At 50.6% G+C, this 17298-nt stretch carries 16 protein-coding genes; 7 read left to right on the top strand and 9 right to left on the bottom strand.

Features of this window, described 5'->3' with window-relative positions; genetic code table 11:
- The first annotated feature begins 1 nt into the window (after window position 1).
- A complete protein-coding gene (gene radA / locus L4174_RS12990) occupies window positions 2-1390 on the top strand; it encodes a DNA repair protein RadA (RefSeq protein ID WP_248141293.1) in 1389 nt (462 codons plus the stop codon).
- Window positions 1391-1393: 3 nt separating this feature from the next.
- Here the strand turns inward: radA and L4174_RS12985 are convergent, their stop codons facing one another.
- Together L4174_RS12985 and ettA are read right to left on the bottom strand one after the other, a co-directional pair.
- Complete coding sequence (locus L4174_RS12985; protein WP_248141712.1) at window positions 1394-1765, bottom strand: PilZ domain-containing protein; 372 nt, start codon at window positions 1763-1765, stop codon at window positions 1394-1396.
- Window positions 1766-1937: 172 nt separating this feature from the next.
- Window positions 1938-3605, bottom strand: coding sequence for an energy-dependent translational throttle protein EttA (gene ettA, locus L4174_RS12980; protein ID WP_248141292.1), 1668 nt, complete (start codon window positions 3603-3605; stop codon window positions 1938-1940).
- A gap of 284 nt (window positions 3606-3889) precedes the next feature.
- Between ettA and sltY the strand changes: the two genes are divergently transcribed.
- The gene (gene sltY / locus L4174_RS12975; protein ID WP_248141291.1) at window positions 3890-5827 is read left to right on the top strand and encodes a murein transglycosylase; all 1938 of its coding nucleotides are present in this window, start codon (window positions 3890-3892) and stop codon (window positions 5825-5827) included.
- A 103-nt stretch (window positions 5828-5930) separates the two neighbouring features.
- Window positions 5931-6248 (top strand): trp operon repressor, encoded by a 318-nt coding sequence (trpR, locus tag L4174_RS12970; RefSeq protein WP_248141290.1) that lies wholly within the window; start codon window positions 5931-5933, stop codon window positions 6246-6248.
- 68 nt (window positions 6249-6316) lie between these two features.
- Here trpR and yjjX read toward each other — a convergent pair whose 3' ends face one another.
- Together yjjX and L4174_RS12960 are read right to left on the bottom strand one after the other, a co-directional pair.
- Complete coding sequence (gene yjjX, locus L4174_RS12965; RefSeq protein ID WP_248141289.1) at window positions 6317-6871, bottom strand: inosine/xanthosine triphosphatase; 555 nt, start codon at window positions 6869-6871, stop codon at window positions 6317-6319.
- Window positions 6872-6992: 121 nt separating this feature from the next.
- On the bottom strand, window positions 6993-7634 hold the full coding sequence (locus tag L4174_RS12960) for a helix-turn-helix domain-containing protein (RefSeq protein WP_248141288.1): 642 nt from the start codon (window positions 7632-7634) through the stop codon (window positions 6993-6995).
- 840 nt (window positions 7635-8474) lie between these two features.
- Here L4174_RS12960 and L4174_RS12955 point away from each other — a divergent pair.
- Window positions 8475-9695, top strand: a complete 1221-nt coding sequence (locus L4174_RS12955; protein WP_248141287.1) for an ammonium transporter — start codon at window positions 8475-8477, stop codon at window positions 9693-9695.
- A gap of 273 nt (window positions 9696-9968) precedes the next feature.
- On the top strand, window positions 9969-12347 hold the full coding sequence (locus tag L4174_RS12950; RefSeq protein WP_248141286.1) for a DUF3772 domain-containing protein: 2379 nt from the start codon (window positions 9969-9971) through the stop codon (window positions 12345-12347).
- A 549-nt stretch (window positions 12348-12896) separates the two neighbouring features.
- Here the strand turns inward: L4174_RS12950 and L4174_RS12945 are convergent.
- Both L4174_RS12945 and L4174_RS12940 read right to left on the bottom strand, forming a co-directional pair.
- On the bottom strand, window positions 12897-13367 hold the full coding sequence (locus tag L4174_RS12945) for a hypothetical protein (protein WP_248141285.1): 471 nt from the start codon (window positions 13365-13367) through the stop codon (window positions 12897-12899).
- A gap of 126 nt (window positions 13368-13493) precedes the next feature.
- Window positions 13494-14387 carry a hypothetical protein gene (locus L4174_RS12940; RefSeq protein WP_248141284.1) on the bottom strand — a complete coding sequence of 298 codons (894 nt, stop codon included), beginning with the start codon at window positions 14385-14387 and terminating at the stop codon, window positions 13494-13496.
- Between the two features lie 406 nt (window positions 14388-14793).
- Here L4174_RS12940 and L4174_RS12935 point away from each other — a divergent pair, with 406 nt between their 5' ends.
- The gene (locus tag L4174_RS12935; protein ID WP_248141283.1) at window positions 14794-15450 is read left to right on the top strand and encodes an inovirus Gp2 family protein; all 657 of its coding nucleotides are present in this window, start codon (window positions 14794-14796) and stop codon (window positions 15448-15450) included.
- 47 nt (window positions 15451-15497) lie between these two features.
- Here L4174_RS12935 and L4174_RS12930 read toward each other — a convergent pair whose 3' ends face one another.
- Both L4174_RS12930 and radC read right to left on the bottom strand, forming a co-directional pair.
- Window positions 15498-15989, bottom strand: a complete 492-nt coding sequence (locus tag L4174_RS12930; protein WP_248141282.1) for a lecithin retinol acyltransferase family protein — start codon at window positions 15987-15989, stop codon at window positions 15498-15500.
- A 10-nt stretch (window positions 15990-15999) separates the two neighbouring features.
- On the bottom strand, window positions 16000-16464 hold the full coding sequence (gene radC, locus L4174_RS12925; protein WP_248141281.1) for a DNA repair protein RadC: 465 nt from the start codon (window positions 16462-16464) through the stop codon (window positions 16000-16002).
- A gap of 151 nt (window positions 16465-16615) precedes the next feature.
- On the opposite strand from radC, the gene L4174_RS12920 reads away from it, so the two are divergent.
- Window positions 16616-16816: an AlpA family transcriptional regulator gene (locus L4174_RS12920; RefSeq protein ID WP_248141280.1), complete on the top strand. Its 201-nt coding sequence runs from the start codon at window positions 16616-16618 to the stop codon at window positions 16814-16816.
- A gap of 22 nt (window positions 16817-16838) precedes the next feature.
- Here L4174_RS12920 and L4174_RS12915 read toward each other — a convergent pair whose 3' ends face one another.
- The gene (locus L4174_RS12915) at window positions 16839-17282 is read right to left on the bottom strand and encodes a DUF2787 domain-containing protein (RefSeq protein WP_248141279.1); all 444 of its coding nucleotides are present in this window, start codon (window positions 17280-17282) and stop codon (window positions 16839-16841) included.
- Window positions 17283-17298 lie beyond the last annotated feature (16 nt).

The raw sequence follows: 17298 nt of genomic DNA, 5'->3' as shown, positions 1-17298 counted from the left end.
AATGGCGAAAACCAAAAGAGCATACGTCTGCAGTGAATGCGGCGCTGATTTTCCTCGCTGGCAGGGGCAGTGCAATGCCTGTGCGGCCTGGAACACCATTACAGAATTTACGATCCCCAAGACCAAGTCTGCGCTGGGCAGCGTCGGTGGCGGTACCGCCAGCAGTTATGCCGGAGCTACGACCAAGGTCCAGAAACTGTCTGAGGTTGAGAGCAAAGATCTGCCGCGTTTCAGTTCCGGGATCTCTGAACTGGACCGGGTACTGGGCGGCGGTATTGTGCCTGGCTCAGTCCTGCTGTTGTGTGGTGATCCGGGCGCGGGTAAGTCCACTTTGCTGCTGCAAAGTATCGGGTCTGTGGCGGGCTCGCGTGAGGCGCTGTATGTCTCCGGTGAAGAGTCTATTCATCAGATCTCCCAGCGGGCCAAGCGCCTGGGGACGCCCAATATCGATAAGATTCAGGTGGTTGCTGAAACCTCGGTTGAACAGATCCTGCACCATATCCAGGAGCAGAAAGCCGAGTTTGTCATTATCGACTCGATTCAGACCATGACTGTGGCACACAATGATTCGGCTGCGGGCAGTCCGAGTCAGGTCAAAGAGTCGGCAGCGGCACTGACCCGGTTTGCCAAGACGGAAGGCGTGACCTTCATGATTGTCGGCCATATCAACAAAGATTCGAATGTCGCCGGTCCGATGCAGCTGATCCATATTGTGGACGGCCTGTTCGCCCTGTCGTCGACCTCTGATGAAAAATTCCGGGTGCTGCGAACGTCGAAAAACCGATTCGGAGCAGACTCAGAGTCCTGTTTCTTCGCCATGACGGAAACCGGCATGAAGCAGGTGAAGAACCCGTCGGCCATCTTCCTCAGCCGCTCCAACAAAAACCACGCTGGTTCAGTCTGTACCACGCTGTGGGAAGGTACCCGGCCGTTGCTGGTGGAAATTCAGGCGCTGTGTAACCAGTCACTGACCGAAGTACCGCGACGCCTGAGCGTGGGCTACGATTCCAACCGGCTGGCGATGTCGATTGCGGTGCTGGCCCGTCACGGCGGGGTGATGCTGTCGGATATGGATATCTTCGTGAACTGTGTCGGCGGGATCCGGATTGAAGAAACGTCTGCAGATCTCTCGGTGCTGCTGGCGATTTTTTCCAGCTTCAAGAATGCACCGATTCCGCAGGATGTTCTGGTGTTCGGTGAAATTGGCCTGAACGGGGATATCCGTCCTTCTGCCAATGGCGTTGAGCGGATCCGGGAAGCGGCGAAGCAGGGTTTTACCCGGGCGATTATCCCCAAAGCCAATGCAAGCCGATCTTTACCGGGGATTGAAATTATCCCGGTTGAAGATTTGCAGGAAGCCCTTGGGGCTTTTGAACGGGTCGCCGGTTAGCGGCTACTCATCTTCAGCCAGATCAGCGAGATGCTCCAGCTCGCGGTGGAGCAGTGCATCATCGCCGAGATTGAGCTCGATCAGGCGACGCAGATGGGAAATGCTGTCGATATCGATATTGACGATTTTCATCCGCAGACTGTGGTTGTTCTGATCGACCAGCTCTGCGAGCATCGTGAGGTGGACATCGGTCTGCGGCAGGACGACATCAACCTGAAAGGCCGGATCGCCCCCGGGTTGCCAACCGTCGGGACGGGAAAGCAGGATGCCATGCAGCGAGATATCTTTCAGGGTGGTATTCCATTGGAAGTCCCCCTGCCGCAGCGTCGCCGGAGCCTGATACACAATGCGGATAAACTGGCGTCTTTCTTTCATCATCTGTGTACACCTTCAGGGATTGATATCTTCGAGTGTAGGGCCATCTTTCCGGCTTGCCCAATTGACACAACGGTTTGTTGAGAGAACCTTCAATCATCACTGCTGGATATACCGCCCCAAAAAAATAAAGGCTGCCCGGAGGCAGCCTTTATTTTTTGCAGGGAAGTGATTACTTCGCAATGCGCTTGTACTTGATGCGGTGTGGCTCTGCAGCCTGCGCACCCAGGGTCTTTTTCAGCCAGTCGGTGTATTCGGTGTAGTTGCCTTCGAAGAAGTTCACCTGACCTTCATCACGGTAATCCAGAATATGGGTCGCAATCCGGTCCAGGAACCAACGGTCGTGCGAGATCACCATGGCACAGCCCGGAAATTCCAGCAGGGCTTCTTCCAGTGCTCGCAGGGTTTCAACGTCCAGGTCGTTGGTTGGTTCGTCGAGCAGCAGCACGTTGCCGCCGGCTTTCAGCAGTTTTGCCAGGTGGACACGGTTCCGCTCACCACCGGACAGCTCGCCGATGCGTTTTTGCTGGTCGCTGCCTTTGAAGTTGAAACGGGACACGTAAGCGCGGGACTGGATCTCGAAGTTGTTGATGCGAATGACATCGTTGCCTTCAGAGATTTCCTGATACACGGTGTTGGTATCGTTCATGCTGTCACGGAACTGTTCAACAGATGCCAGGGTCACGGTGTCGCCCAGTTCGATGCTGCCTGAATCCGGCTGCTCGGTGCCGCTCAGCATTTTGAACAGGGTTGATTTACCCGCACCGTTGGCACCGATGATGCCCACGATTGCACCTTTCGGCATGCTGAAGGACAGATCATCGATCAGGACGCGATCACCGAACGATTTGGTCAGGTTGCTGACTTCAATGACTTTGTCACCCAGACGCTCACCCGGCGGGATAAACAGCTCGTTGGTTTCGTTCCGCTTCTGGTGATCTGTGGTGTTCAGCTCTTCAAAGCGGGCCATACGGGCTTTGGATTTCGCCTGACGGCCTTTTGGATTCTGACGAACCCACTCCAGCTCTTTCTCGATGGTTTTCTGACGCGCTTTCTCCTGAGAGGCTTCCTGCTTCAGACGGGCATCTTTCTGCTCCAGCCAGGACGTATAGTTGCCCTGCCATGGAATACCTTCACCCCGGTCGAGTTCCAGAATCCAGCCTGCAGCATTGTCCAGGAAGTAACGGTCGTGCGTGATGGCTACCACTGTACCGGTGTAATCGACCAGGAAGCGCTCCAGCCAGCCCACAGATTCTGCATCCAGGTGGTTGGTCGGTTCGTCGAGCAGCAGCATGTCTGGTTTTTCCAGCAACAGGCGGCAGATCGCGACACGGCGGCGCTCACCACCGGACAGGTGCTTGATCTGGGCATCCCACTCCGGCAGACGCAGGGCATCAGCAGCACGCTCCAGGGTGTTGTCCAGATTATGGCCGTCTTTCGCCTGGATCAGTGCTTCCAGTTCGCCTTGTTCTTTCGCCAGGGCATCGAAATCGGCATCGGCATCCGCGTATGCCGCGTAAACAGCATCCAGACGTGCCAATGCATTTGCGACGTCAGAGACGGCCTCTTCGACCACTTCACGAACCGTTTTCTCTTCATCCAGGACGGGTTCCTGTGGCAGGTAACCGACATTCAGGCCGGGTTGCGGACGGGCTTCACCTTCGATATCGGTATCGATGCCAGCCATGATCCGCAGCAGGGTGGATTTACCAGAACCGTTCAGGCCCAGTACGCCGATTTTCGCGCCCGGGAAGAAGCTCAGTGAAATATCTTTCAGGATCTGTCGTTTAGGTGGCACAACTTTGCTCACGCGCGACATGGTATAGACGTATTCAGCCATTTCCGTAAGTCATCTCTAGATCTAAGGAGAAAGGGGTATTTTAACCATTCTGGGCCTAAGTTTAACAGCAATGTCTCACAATGATGATTAAGATGAATAGATGACCGTTCTATCAGGTGAACGCCTTCCGGGGCAGATTGAACGCATACAAATTGGAGCGCAGATCAGAAAATTGAAGGCTTCTCTGGCTTTCTGACCTGAGCCTGACGCCGGGCTGACGTTGGGTGTGGCAGGGAAAGCTAACATATTGAGCGCAGACAATAAATTAGCTGGAAAGGAGACGTATGCAGTCTGAAGCAGTTGTGCACCGTCGGGGTCGCTGGATTCTGGGTCTTGGACTATGGGTGCTGCTGGGTGGAGGCGTCGCGCAGGCCGCTTCGCTGGAGCAGCAAAGAACGTGGTACGAGGCTGCCAAAGCGGCACTGGAAAGTGATGATCAGGCTACTTACAAGTCGTACCGATCGAAACTCAATGATTACCCACTGACACCTTATCTGGATTACCGCCAGTTTCAGGACGGGCTGGCCCGCCGGAAACCTGCGGAAGTCCGGGCTTTTATCGATAAATATCAGGATTTTCCCTTCACGATCAAGCTGGGCTATGCCTATCTGGATGAACTGGTCGATGCCAAGCGCTGGCAGGACATGGTCGATTTTCAGAAAGAACCGCCATACCGGGAGAGTTATCAGTGCAAGTATTACTACGCACTCAGCAAAACCGGCCATACAGAAGATGCCTGGGCTGGTGCCAAGTCGTTATGGCTGACCGGGCAGTCGCTGGATGATGATTGCGACCCGCTGCTGGCAGCCTGGCAGAAAGCGGGAAAACGGACCAGTCAGCTGATTCTGGACCGGATGCTGCTGGTGTTTGATGCCGGGAACTATGGCCTGCTGAAGTTTCTGGATAAGCAACTGACTGGTAAAGCAGATAAAAAAGGCAAGACCATGCTGTCGCTGTACAAAAATCCGGAAGGGGTGGCAGATTTTGCCAAGCGCAGCAAGGTGAATGATTTTAACCGTCAGCTCAGTACGCTGGCGTATCAGCGCTTGGTGTTTTCGGACGTCGGGGCTGCACTGAAACAGTTCGGACAGGTGGCTGAGGGGCAAAAGCTCAGTGCTGAGCAGAAACAGGCCCTGGCAGATTTCACCGCATCCCGGCTGATGGATAGCGAGAATCAGGAGCAAATCCGCTGGCGGGATCAGGTGCTGCGGGACAGCAGCGATGACGGCCTGATCGAACGCCGGATCCGTGTTGCCCTCCGGCAAGCGCACTGGAATGAAGCGCAGGACTGGATTTCGGAGCTGTCTGATGAAGAACAGCGCACGCTGCGCTGGCAGTTCTGGCAGGCGCATCTGCTGGCGAAAAGCGATCCGGCTGCCGCAAAGCCGAAGTATCAGGCACTGCTCGGAGAGCGGAATTTCTACAGCGCGGCTGCCGCGACGGTGCTGGGCGAGAAAATTGATTTTCCCGTCGATACGCTGACCGAAGCGGAGCGGGATGTGACGCCTTATTTGCCGGCCCTGAAACGGATTGAGGAAATGCTGGCGCAGGATAAGGTCTATGATGCCAATCTGGAATGGTGGTATCTGCTGAAAGATCTCGATCCGAAAGCCATCTGGCCGCTAGCAGGGTATGCCGATCAAAATCAATGGCATCATCTGACGGTACAGGCCACGATTTACGGTCAGATGTGGGAGCATCTGTCACTGCGTTTTCCGCTGGCATTCAAAGATCAGTTCCAGTCTTTCGGGAAAAAACGTGAACTGTCGATGACTACTATGATGGCGCTGGCCCGGCAGGAAAGTGCCCTCAACCCGCAGGCGATGTCTCCGGTGGGGGCGCGGGGACTGATGCAGCTGATGCCGGCGACCGCCAAGCATACGGCCCGGAAGCTGGGTTACAGATACAAAGGCAGCAACAGTTTGTTAGATCCCGAGGTCAACATCCGTCTGGGCAGTGGTTATCTCAAGATGATGCTGGCACGTTACGACAATAACCGTATTTTTGCCTTTGCGGCCTATAACGCCGGGCCCGGGCGGGTGACACGCTGGCGTGAGCTCAGCGATGGTCAGCTGGACGCTTTTACTTTTATGGAAACTATTCCTTTTGGTGAAACGCGTGGCTATGTTCAGAATGTGCTGATGTTTGAGGTGTATTACGACAAACTGACCGGGAATCCGACGGAGTTGCTGACGAGCAAGGAACTGAACACGCAGTATTGAGGCCGAGAGTCGATATCGGCTCCGGTTCAGGGTAGAATCCGGTCAGCGTTAACCAGCCTGTGCAGAGGAACTTGTTTTGCACAGGCGAAGACTGAGGAAAACCATGTCATCTCAAGCCGATACGCCGGAATTTACTGACTGGCAGCAAATTGTCTCCCTGTTCCGTCAGGCATCAGCCGAGGGCAAAGATGAACTGCTGCTGCGCCTGTTACTGACCCCGGATGAGCGGGAATCGCTGATTGCCCGGGTGAATATTTTTCATGAGCTGCTGAACGGCGACCGCAGTCAGCGGAAGATCAGCGAACTGCTGGGCGTCGGCGTGGCGACCATCACCCGGGGGTCCAATGAGCTGAAGCACCATGATGCAGACATCCGTCAGTGGTTGTCGGATATCCTGAAAAAACAGCAGGACGCTCTGTAAGTATTCGTGTCTGACTGACAGCACTCGAGAACATGCACCGGCTCCGACAGGGCCGGTGCTTTTTTTGCTTATTCTGCGGGGTAAAGGGCCGGGTTCATGAACGGAATCAGCGCCAGAATCAGTGCCTGCTGATAAACGCTGCTGCGGCTGAGCTTGTGGCCGGTCAGCATGGCAATCGCACCGCCCTGCTGTTTGACGTTCTGCTGCTGGAACATGTCATCCATCACGTCGCCCAGTTCTTCACCGTCATGTAAACGAGCCAGTGCCTGAGGCGGCAGCGGCAGGGACGCTGAACGTGATTCACCCCGCACCTGTCCATTGTCGATGACCATCCATGCAAAGGTGGCGCCTTCATCAAGGCCGGCTTCCAGACTGACATAGAAGTGAGCATCCGGTTGCTGTGATTTGGCATGTTCGACCCGGTTGCGTGCACCCGTGAGGGTTTCATCGGCGCACATCGGCTGGGCGCGGACACCGCTGTCAACCGCCAGTCCCCGGATGCTCAGCGTCTGCCCGGGAAAGACGTCGCAAAAGGCTGCCTCAACGGCCCGGATTTTGGCCGGATTGGTGGATGCAACGATGACGTGGATGTCTGTGGCGGGGGATGGTGTAGCAATAGACATGGCATGCTCCTTCAGTTTCATGCCGCTATTGTACGATTTGAAGGGGCGCTGTCACCCCTGACTGACGAAACCGGATGAATTTGTGAGTCAGGGGGGAGCGACAGGAGCACTAAATCTGCGATCAGAGGCGGTCGAATGACCAGTCGGACTGAATGATATAACCGTGAATTTTGAATTCGTCGTGGTTGACGAACAGGTTTGGAAAGTCCGGTTGTGAGGTGGAGAAGACGACACCGTCAGCCAGCTGCGTCATATGATAAAAATCGGGCTCGCTGCCGCGGACCGAGGCAAACACTGGTTGCTTCGGACGGTAGGGTGCCTTACGCGTGGCCAGCGCATAGCTGCCCAGTGGTGCGCACTGTGCAATGTTTTCGTTATCAACCAGCAGGCCCAGGCAGTCTTCGCGATCCAGGTGTTGCGGGATCGCACGTTTGCTCAGTACCTCGACATTCCCGCCTTCACGATAAGACAGATAGTCTTTGCGGTGAATGATCGGAATGTAGGTTGACGTCGAATGATGTCCCGTTTCGTGGCTGATGGCGGTTGTTGCCTGCGTCCCGGAGTCGATTTGACCCGTCAGCAGATAACTGATTGAAGTATTGAGTGTTTCTGCAATTTTTTCCAGCTCGCGTACTTCAATGCCGTACTTTCCGGACAGTTTCCGGCTCATCGTCCCTTGTTGAAGACTCAGTGTTTCACCGAGTTGTTTTTGGCTGATCCCTTGGATCTTTGCCAGGCGCTTAATTCGCTCTAAATATTCCATATGAATGGCTTCCCGCTCGCAGTGAGAATGAATGCGAAAGGCATTCGCAAAAGTCATAAATTATTTTACTGATATCCTTGTCTAAAGGCTTTACTCAAGCTGAAAAGTGCGATGGATTTCGTTAAAGGAATATGCTTTTGCACTTGGTTGGGTAAAAAATGGTACAATATTTTCTCAGTAAAATAAGCCAGTAAGGAAAATTGACCTGCCAGCTGCGCATAAAAATATCATATCAATTTCCCTCAAGAAATAAGCTTATTGCATGAAAAGTGAGGTTTTGTGCATATTTTATGATATGCAACCCAAGGTTTTCTGATATTTGTGCCAAAAGATGTGAACTTGATTCCAAGCGTTTAAACGCTTTTCTTTTTGTAAACGATTTCATATCCCGGCTTGCGATGTGAAGTTTATCTATAGCGAATGCTGATATTATTCCCTTCGGGTATGTTTCTGGGTGTGCTTTGACTCAATTGGGCGTTTGCCAGCAGGTCATGCATACAGGCAATGCGAAAAGTGCGAATAATGATGGCTGAAGATGGCTGAAGATGGCTGAATGTGGAATGGCATTTTTTCGATTCCCAAAAACTTCTTTGCACAACTTTAGGTCATCCAGCACGCTCGTGGTGCAGGCGTAAAGCCTTTGCCCGATGTTGATAATACGAGATTTGTTTTTTATTTGATGAAATATCAATAGCTTGATTTATTGCTGTTCAGTCGTGTCCATGTCTGGTGTTTTTGGAACACTTATTGCTTAACCCTGAGTCTTGTAAAGTTTCGCCCTCTTTTGGGGCTGTTGGTTGTTTTTTGCACAGTTCTTGTGCGAACTTAGGGAAGAGTTCAATGACTGAATCGATGTCGCAGGTTTCCGGGGCCGTGCAGGCCCTGACACAAAGCGCGGATACACTATTTTTACTGCTCGGCGCGATCATGGTGTTTCTGATGCACGCCGGGTTTGCGTTTCTGGAAGTCGGGACCGTCCGGCAGAAAAATCAGGTCAATGCGCTGGTGAAAATTCTGGCTGACTTTGGGGTCTCAACGGTGGCTTATTTCTTCGTGGGGTACTGGCTGGCTTATGGCGCGCACTTTTTTGAAGATGCGCAGACCCTGTCTGAGGGGAACGGGTTTGCCTTAGTGAAGTTTTTCTTTTTACTGACTTTTGCTGCCGCCATACCGGCGATTGTCTCGGGCGGGATTGCGGAACGCGCCCGGTTTAATCCGGTGCTGGTGTCCACCTTTTTTGTTGTCGGCTTTGTCTACCCGCTGTTTGAAGGCATGATCTGGAACGGCAATTTTGGCCTGCAAGCCTGGTTTGAAAATCAATTCGGTGCTGTGTTCCACGATTTTGCCGGTTCTGTGGTGGTGCATGCGGTCGGCGGCTGGATTGCACTGGTCGCTGTGATGCTCCTGGGCATGCGAAAAGGCCGGATCCGGGCCGGAAAACACACCAACTTCGCCCCGTCGAATATTCCGTTTCTGGCGCTGGGCGCCTGGATCTTATGTGTCGGCTGGTTCGGTTTTAATGTGATGTCGGCACAGTCGATCAATGGCGTCAGCGGGCTGGTTGCGGTGAACTCACTGATGGCAATGGTTGGCGGTATTCTTACTGCGGTTATTCTGGGGAAAAACGACCCCGGCTTTATTCACAACGGCCCGCTGGCCGGACTGGTTGCCGTGTGTGCCGGTTCCGATCTGATGCACCCGCTGGGTGCTTTCGTGACCGGGATTGTAGCCGCAGCGGTTTTTGTCTGGCTGTTTACCTATATGCAGAATCACACCAAAATTGATGACGTACTGGGCGTCTGGCCCCTGCACGGCGTGTGTGGTGCCTGGGGCGGTATTGCCGCAGGGATCTTTGGTCTGCAATCGCTGGGCGGCATCGGCGGTGTCAGTCTGGTGGTTCAGCTGATGGGTACCGGAATCGGCATTGTCATCGCACTTGCCGGGGCTTTCATTGTTTACGGTCTGGTCGATAAACTGTCCGGCTTGCGCCTGAGCGAAGAAGACGAATTTAATGGCGCCGATCTGGCCATCCATAAGATCAGTGCGATCAACATGGAATAAGTTGATTGAACTTCAGCCATTGAAAATGCCGCCTTGTGCGGCATTTTTCGTTTGTACTGTTATCGAGTGAGTTGTTATCCAAACGGCTCATTTCTGTCTGATTTCTTAGCCTTATGACGACCGGAGCAACAGCTATCGCTTAAGCTCATGATGTGTTCCTGTGGCTGGATGTCGTGCATGCAAGCGGTGATGGAATCTCGAAACGCCGGGCAACATTTTTGGCGAAAAATTTGGCGAAAGGCTGGTCGAAAATTGGGGCAGAAAGCCTGGCGAGTGTGGTTTTTACTTTGTCTTGTGCCAGTGCTGCTGGATGCCGGACTGGCTGGTGCCGGAGAAACGGAGCTGAAAGCTCTGCATCAGAAAGAGCCTTATGTCAGCTGGGATCAGACGGCCTCTCAGGCCCGGGATATGCTCAAAACCCCGTCAGCGGATACCGCCAAACTGGAGCAAATTCGGGCGACGCTGGCTGAGCAGCGGGCCGAGGCATACCAGATCTCGCAGGACAAATCTGTGGATGTACGTTGGCTGGAGGCACAGATTAAATCGCTCGGCCCGGCGCCCAAAGAAGGTGAGAGTGAGCCGGAGGTGATCGCCAGTCGCCGGAGTGAGCTTGAAAATGAACTGGCCACCGCCAGCGCTCCCCTTTTTCTGGCGGTTGCTGCCTACGAACGGGCCAACCTGATGGTGGGCGAAGTGGATAAAGTGATCCGCAGGCAGCTGACCGACAAACTGCTGGATAAAAGTCCGACGCCATTGTGGCCCGGACACTGGGGCGATGCGCTGAGTGAACTGGTCCAGTATGCGCGTCAGGTCAAAGCTGAGTTTCAGGCCGCCCGGCAAGATGCAGACAAAGCCAGGGCAATGACAGGATCAATCCTGCCATTTGTCGGTCTGACCGCTGTGGCGGTGCTCACCATGATTCTGGCTCAGCCCTGGGGGATTAACCAGCTGGACCTGTACAGCCGTACGCTGCGCCGGAAGAGCCATATTCTGATTTGTAACCTGTTCTCAACCTTACTGAGACTCGTCTTTCCGTTGCTTTCGGCCTTGTTGTTGCTGACTGCGATTGGGCAGCTAAAGCTGCCGTTGCCCTCAGCACAACTGACGATTCAGTCGCTGGCGGGGGCGGCGCTTTATATCGTGATCAGCCACTGGCTGGGCTTTCTGATCTTCCGTCCTCAGACGCCGGAGCAGCGGATCATTCATCTGGACGATGCGTCTGCCACGGAGGGCATTCATATCTGTCAGTGGCTTGGGGTGTTTATCGGGCTGATTATTCTGCTGACCGCCTGGAAAGGGGATTATTCTTTTTCGGCTGCCAGCTCGGCTTTTTTTACCTTACCGGTGATCCTGTTCGGCAGCTGGTTAATGTGGCGATTGGCGCAGTTGCTGCGAAAAGCTGCGAACCGGGCCGATGAAACGGAAGCGGACAGCGAGCAGACCAGCCACGTCAGCCGCGGGGTACTCAATGCGCTGGTCTGGCTGATGAAAGCTTCCAGTGTGCTCAGTGTGGTGTTTGTTTGTCTGGGGTATGACAGCCTGGCACGTCAGGCCATCATCCCTATGGTAATGTCGATTGCCTTGCTCGCGTTTGCCATGGTGATTTACTACGGTCTGCTGAATTTTATCTTCCGGATTTTCGGCAACTCAGACAGCCCGGCAGACGCACCGGATGCCGGGGTCAGTGAGAGCCTGTTGCCCATTGTGCTGATCGTGATCATCTGTTTGTTATTTGCGCCGGGACTGGCGCTGATCTGGGGCGCTCGCCTGACCGATATCGCTGAAGTCTGGCGTTTACTGTCTGACGGCATTGAACTGGGTGATGTGCGTCTGTCGCTGGATGTCATCATTACCTTTGTCCTGGTCCTGCTCGCCGGGGTACTGCTGACCCGCTGGATTCAGTACGTCCTGCGCAATTCCGTACTCCCGAAAACCAAAACCGACCCCGGCGCCCGCACTGCGATTGTCACCGGGTTGGGTTATGTCGGTTATACGCTGGCAATCATCATTGCGGTCTCTGCGGCTGGACTGAATCTGTCCAACCTTGCCGTGGTGGCCGGGGCACTGTCAGTCGGGATTGGTTTTGGCTTACAGACCATTGTTTCGAATTTTGTCTCTGGGATCATTCTGCTGATCGAACGGCCCATCAAAGAAGGGGACTGGATTGAAGTCTCCGGCCATTCCGGGTTCGTGCGTAAAATTGCTGTACGCTCCACCCGAATTGAAACCTTCGATTTGCAGGATGTTGTGGTGCCCAACTCTGATCTCATCGCCGGCATCGTTAAGAACATGACTCTGCGTTCGAACCACGGCCGCTTGGTTGTCTCTATCGGTGTCGCCTACGGCAGCGATCTCAGCATTGTCAAACAAGTATTGATGGACGCCGCGACAAAGCACACCATGATCCTCAGTTACCCCGCACCCAGCGTCGTCTTCACCGACATGGCCGACAGCGCCCTGCTGTTCGAACTGCGCTGCTTCGTCCGCGACATCAAAGAATTCAAAGTCATTAAGTCCGACCTCCTGTTCGACATCTACCAAACCCTCACTGACCAAGGCGTCAGCATCCCATTCCCGCAACGGGATGTGAGTATTAAAGGACTGGAAGCGATGGTCAAAGCGTGGGGGGGAGAAAGGGGCGTCGAGGGATAAGGGATTGCAGGAGGATTAAATCCCGTACTGAAAACAAAAAGCCCGCCAGGTCAGGACCTCGGCGGGCTTTTGACATCCGAAGATGTCGTCGTATATACGATTTGGTGGGCTGGCGTAAGTTGAACCCGACAGATAACCAACTGTTTAGAAAAGACCTTATCCTAAATCAACACCCTTGGTGTACCTTATGGTGTACCTAAAAATCGTCGCTGCAACAGTGCGTTACCGTTTCTTTCTGATTTTTGTTCAGTCCGGTTTAGCGCTGTCCACAGAGGTCCAGAATCGCTAGACAAGCTAACATATTGAAGCTGTGTGCTCCATAGTCCACGAGAAATCATTGCCAAACACCATAACTACCAATGCCTGACCTTCGAGAGCACTACAAGTAAATGAGCTAGGTCACATTCATCAAATGCCAGTAGGAACTTTATTGCTTGGGACCATTGACGTGCTCGGAGGAGGCCTGAAGAGAGCATTCATATACAAAGACTTTTTGGCAATCTCCCCCGAAGACCTCTCTTTGCTTTCAATTCAACTTCAACATCTAACTCATCCTCGAGTGTAAGGTGGATATTCGTCTTGCTGCTCCTCCTGCTTGAGGGCAACTAGTAGGTTGCATAGTGCTGAAAACTGTTGGAAGTCTTCAACATCAAGAGACTCAAGTACAGAAGTTACATGGTCTTCATTTTCGTTGTACCAATACTTGAAATCTTCAGCAAAACTCTGGCGGTTTGTACGATAACTTGGTGAAGAGTGGTTTGATGTGAATTTCAGTGAATATCCCATCAACTCAAGTGACTTGCTTGCTAAATCGATGATAAACGAGAATGCATCGCTACATGAATGGAGGTAACATATCGCGTCTAGCGCAGCTTTACCTGCTCTATAAGTAGCTTTCAGTGCATCACCGCCACCACCTCCACCATTATGAAACCTGCATTTCTCTCCCTCTTTGCTGACGTGATTCTGGCATGGCTTGTTCTTTGATGTTGTGCCATTGCAGAAATAATAACTAGCCATATTTATAGTCCACTTCTTGCTCGAAAAAGTAACAGCTAAAAACATAGATATTTAAAAGTTATTTGGATGCATCAAAATCAAGAAACAAAGGTTATAACCGCTCTGAAGTTCTCTAAGTATACGGTGTCAGAAACCTTCTTTGTATGCTTTCGCGATAATCTTTTCCAGTACATTTGTAATGCTAATCTTGTTGTTTTTCGATATTTCCCTTAGCTGAGATATGGTTGTTTCAGATAAGTAATAGTTACACTGCTTCCTGTCTGATTGATTGTCTCTATATTTTTTCTGTGCCCACGCTCCCGAAATGCTCTTGCAGAATAGTTTGGCTCCTTCAAAACTATCCCAGGTATCAATGCTGGCAATAATTGCCCAGTACATTTCTACTGAGCCAGTTGGCTCAATGTATAGGTGTGGTGTTTCATATTTATACTCAATCAGGTATTCCCATGCCCATTCGCACTGTTCTTGGTTTTTAATGCTAAGCCATTTTAGATTTAATTTTTCTTTTTTAATTTCAATCCATTCGTCTTTTAATTTCTCAACTGTCTCAAGCTTGTCTTCTAATTCGGTATTGCTATCTTGAATTGAGTCTATGAGTGATCTTTTTCTCTCATTAACTGAAATGCAATTCCTATTTAAATGTTTTTTATTTACTAGAGAGTATACTTCATCATCATAATCGATTATATCGTCATCGCTATTTTCAATTTCGAGCTTTAACGTCGACCATGCCCAATTTATAAATCTACTATCTGCATCATTAAAGAACTCAAGTTGATCTTTGTCTAGTTTGCTCTTCTCTATGATCTTTTTTGTTTCTTTTATAAATCTACGCAACTCAAATTCACTTAGTTTTTTTGATTTTAACTTATCCTTAATGAATTCAACTTTTCTTTTTCTATCCATTCTCCTAGTTTGTCTAAATCCCCTGCCACTAAAAAGCTTGTGTTTCATCTCTGATAGGAAGAGATCTACTTCTGATTCTGCCTCAAAATTCAACTCATTGATAATGTGATCCATGTCGATGTATTGCCTCCATTAGATATCTATTACATAGTAATATTTAAGTGATTTAATGATAACTTTGAAGTGGGATTAAAGTGATTTTTATGATGATTTTTTAGATGTGATTCAAAATGATGGACCTATGTCATTAGAGGCTTGGAGTGATAAGTCGTAGTTAATAACTCTAGAGTGACTTCTATTGTCTGAGTCCGACCTGTTTGGCGCGTAGTCTTGGCTCGTGGTGTGGGAGTGATGTCGGCTTGTTTATATGGAAGGTATAAAAGCACTACTCATTACTAAATATCGATAAGACAAGTAACATTCATTCAATGAAGTGAAGGATTTGGAAAGAAGATAATGTAATCAGTAAAAAATAACTCAAGTGACTATTCCTTTGAACAAACACAAGAAGGAATACCACATGAAAGAAAAACCAACTTACGACAATACTTACAAAGGTTATGATGTATATCCTAAGTCGCCATTAATCATTCGATGCTTGGATAGGATCGAGAAGGTAATAGAGGGGCATCTTGTTAAACACCCAAGAGCACTAGCTTTGCGTTTTGATCTTCATACGCCAGATTGTATTTATGCGGACGATTACCCTGTCACCTCTAATGGGGCATTTATTAGTCGATTTATACGGTCGTTGGATGAGAAAATCATTGCTGATTTAAAAAGGAAGAAGAAGAACAAGAGAGGAGGTAGAACTCATGAAACAGAGCTGGGTTATGTTTGGGCTAAGGAGTATGGGGAGGATGGAAAAGAGCACTATCATGTTGCCATATTTTTGAGTTCCGATACATACTACCTGCCTGGTGACTATAATGGTGAACGCCACTGTTTGGCGACCATGATTATGGAAGCTTGGCAAAGTGCATTAAATGTTGATTTTTACATGGCTAGGAATTTGGTTCATTTTCCATTAAACCCTGTGTATCGCCTCAATGTAAGGTCGAATGATTTCTTTAGAGTGAAAAATGATTTGTTCTATCGACTAAGCTATTTAGCCAAGATAGATACAAAGGCAAAAGGTCGTGGTAACAGACGCTTTGGTACAAGTCATATTCGATAAAAATAAGAGGGCTGGGTCCGCCAGCCCTTTATTATTTGCCTTAGTGATTATCTATCCCACACTCGCCATTTTCGCGTGCATTGATAGAACTTGGACTCGGATTTAAGTTGAGTGAGTAATATGGTGTTGTTTTCTTCATCACCGGATACACAATACGCAGCAAACTGATGACAGTTCCGCCAAACTGGGTGGTAATCGGTTTCCATTCCGAGGTAAGCCTCCGCATTTTTTGCTGCTACTTCATCACTAATAGCATCGCCGTATTCGTCACACGAGATATAGATACTGATGGCCGTGGTATCGCGGATGAACTGAGACGCTGAGACAACTTCAATCATTCCTCTGCCATTAAGCTGAACAATCTGACCGTTGCCAATGTAGATACCAGAGTGATCGGCGTAGCCAAACGCGAGGTCACAGTAAACGACTGAACCTCGCTTTGGTGCTGTCTTGTCCATAAAGACATTATCCACGAGGCTTTCCGCAAGGTTGAAGACTGGCTTTGCCAGCAATAATTTAACCAAAATATGCCATGCCATAGCCCACCTCCTAAATCAGCCCGCGTTGTGCAAATGACACGCAGGACTTACCCACCACGATATGATCCAAAACCCTTACTTCAATCAAAGCAAGCGCATCACAAATGGTCCTGGTTAGCCTGATGTCTGCGTTCGACGGTTCAGCATCACCAGAAGGATGATTGTGGGCCAAGATGACCGCTGCTGCATTGCTGGTTAATGCGGACTTCACCACTTCGCGTGCATTGACAGTCGCACTGTCGATGGTGCCGAAGAACAGACTGTCGAACTTAATCAAACGGTGCTGGCTATCGAGCAGCATCACGGCGAAAACTTCCCGATCAAAGCCACCTAACTTGCAACTGAGAAACTGCATGGTGTGGTCCGGGTTACAAAACGCATCACCACGAACAAACCGTGTCGCGATGATGTCGGCTGCCGCCTCCAACACTTGGTCTTCAGACGTAAAGCAGCGCTTAGGATAACGAATAGACACAGAACACCTCCTTAACAATAAACCGGTCTATCCGGGAGATGACATATATCTGTGGAGGCTTTGAATGCGGTAAACAGGCGCCAGAAAGGGCGCAAAACAAGTAAATAATTACACGCGAATCAATCTCATGAACCAATACAAGGAAAACACCATGAGACTGATTAAATTGAGCGAAGTGAAACACGTAACAGGGCTGGGACGTTCAACCATTTACAACTTTATGAAGGAAGGGAAGTTCCCTCAAAGCGTGTCCCTAGGCGGTAGGGCTGTCGCCTGGGTAGAAAGTGAGGTAACAGAATGGATTTTGAAGAAAATTGCGGAGCGTGACAGCCAAACTCCGCAATCCTCTTAGGTTTTTTTCGTTGATACACCAGCTATTGAACAGCAATGCTCATCTCGTCATATACCTCCATCTCCGCATAGCTCAGGAAATTCCCCTCCCAAAGCTGATAGAGCTCAACAGCAGAAGCATTGCCTTTGATGGATTGCCAGCCACAGTACTGAGCAAAGAACGACTGCACGCGAAAGTCGAAATCGATGCACCGTTCAAGCTCCGGGTAATAGTTTCCCACGTAAGCAAAGTCGGTGATGTATTCGATATTCCAGGTCCCGCTATCAGCTTTGCAAATGCCGATTTCAACGGGATGAAAGCCACCAGTTTCAGCGCTATAACTGCTTTCACGAAAGTTGAAGACCAAGTACCGGCCATTGCAAAGGCCAGCGTCTTGCTTTTGCTTCTCCAGCAGCGTCAACGCCAGCAGTGCGTGAAGCTTGTTGGATACCGGTAAGCTCGACGGTTCAAAGGTAACGTCAGACATGGTGATGCCTCCTACA

Source organism: Photobacterium sp. CCB-ST2H9 (assembly GCF_023151555.2).
GTDB lineage: Bacteria > Pseudomonadota > Gammaproteobacteria > Enterobacterales > Vibrionaceae > Photobacterium.
The sequence above is the reverse complement of the archived record's forward strand: the minus strand, read 5'-3'. Positions and strand labels throughout refer to the sequence as shown.

Excerpts from the sequence above, each read along its gene's own strand:
- L4174_RS12920 (WP_248141280.1), top strand. The coding sequence starts at position 16,616 with ATGAGACTGATTAAATTGAGCGAAGTGAAACACGTAACAGGGCTGGGA.
- L4174_RS12985 (WP_248141712.1), bottom strand. The coding sequence starts at position 1,765 with ATGAAAGAAAGACGCCAGTTTATCCGCATTGTGTATCAGGCTCCGGCG.
- L4174_RS12930 (WP_248141282.1), bottom strand. The coding sequence starts at position 15,989 with ATGGCATGGCATATTTTGGTTAAATTATTGCTGGCAAAGCCAGTCTTC.
- L4174_RS12945 (WP_248141285.1), bottom strand. The coding sequence starts at position 13,367 with ATGGCTAGTTATTATTTCTGCAATGGCACAACATCAAAGAACAAGCCA.
- L4174_RS12940 (WP_248141284.1), bottom strand. The coding sequence starts at position 14,387 with ATGGATCACATTATCAATGAGTTGAATTTTGAGGCAGAATCAGAAGTA.
- yjjX (WP_248141289.1), bottom strand. The coding sequence starts at position 6,871 with ATGTCTATTGCTACACCATCCCCCGCCACAGACATCCACGTCATCGTT.
- radA (WP_248141293.1), top strand. The coding sequence starts at position 2 with ATGGCGAAAACCAAAAGAGCATACGTCTGCAGTGAATGCGGCGCTGAT.
- ettA (WP_248141292.1), bottom strand. The coding sequence starts at position 3,605 with ATGGCTGAATACGTCTATACCATGTCGCGCGTGAGCAAAGTTGTGCCA.
- sltY (WP_248141291.1), top strand. The coding sequence starts at position 3,890 with ATGCAGTCTGAAGCAGTTGTGCACCGTCGGGGTCGCTGGATTCTGGGT.
- trpR (WP_248141290.1), top strand. The coding sequence starts at position 5,931 with ATGTCATCTCAAGCCGATACGCCGGAATTTACTGACTGGCAGCAAATT.
- L4174_RS12960 (WP_248141288.1), bottom strand. The coding sequence starts at position 7,634 with ATGGAATATTTAGAGCGAATTAAGCGCCTGGCAAAGATCCAAGGGATC.
- L4174_RS12955 (WP_248141287.1), top strand. The coding sequence starts at position 8,475 with ATGACTGAATCGATGTCGCAGGTTTCCGGGGCCGTGCAGGCCCTGACA.
- L4174_RS12935 (WP_248141283.1), top strand. The coding sequence starts at position 14,794 with ATGAAAGAAAAACCAACTTACGACAATACTTACAAAGGTTATGATGTA.
- L4174_RS12915 (WP_248141279.1), bottom strand. The coding sequence starts at position 17,282 with ATGTCTGACGTTACCTTTGAACCGTCGAGCTTACCGGTATCCAACAAG.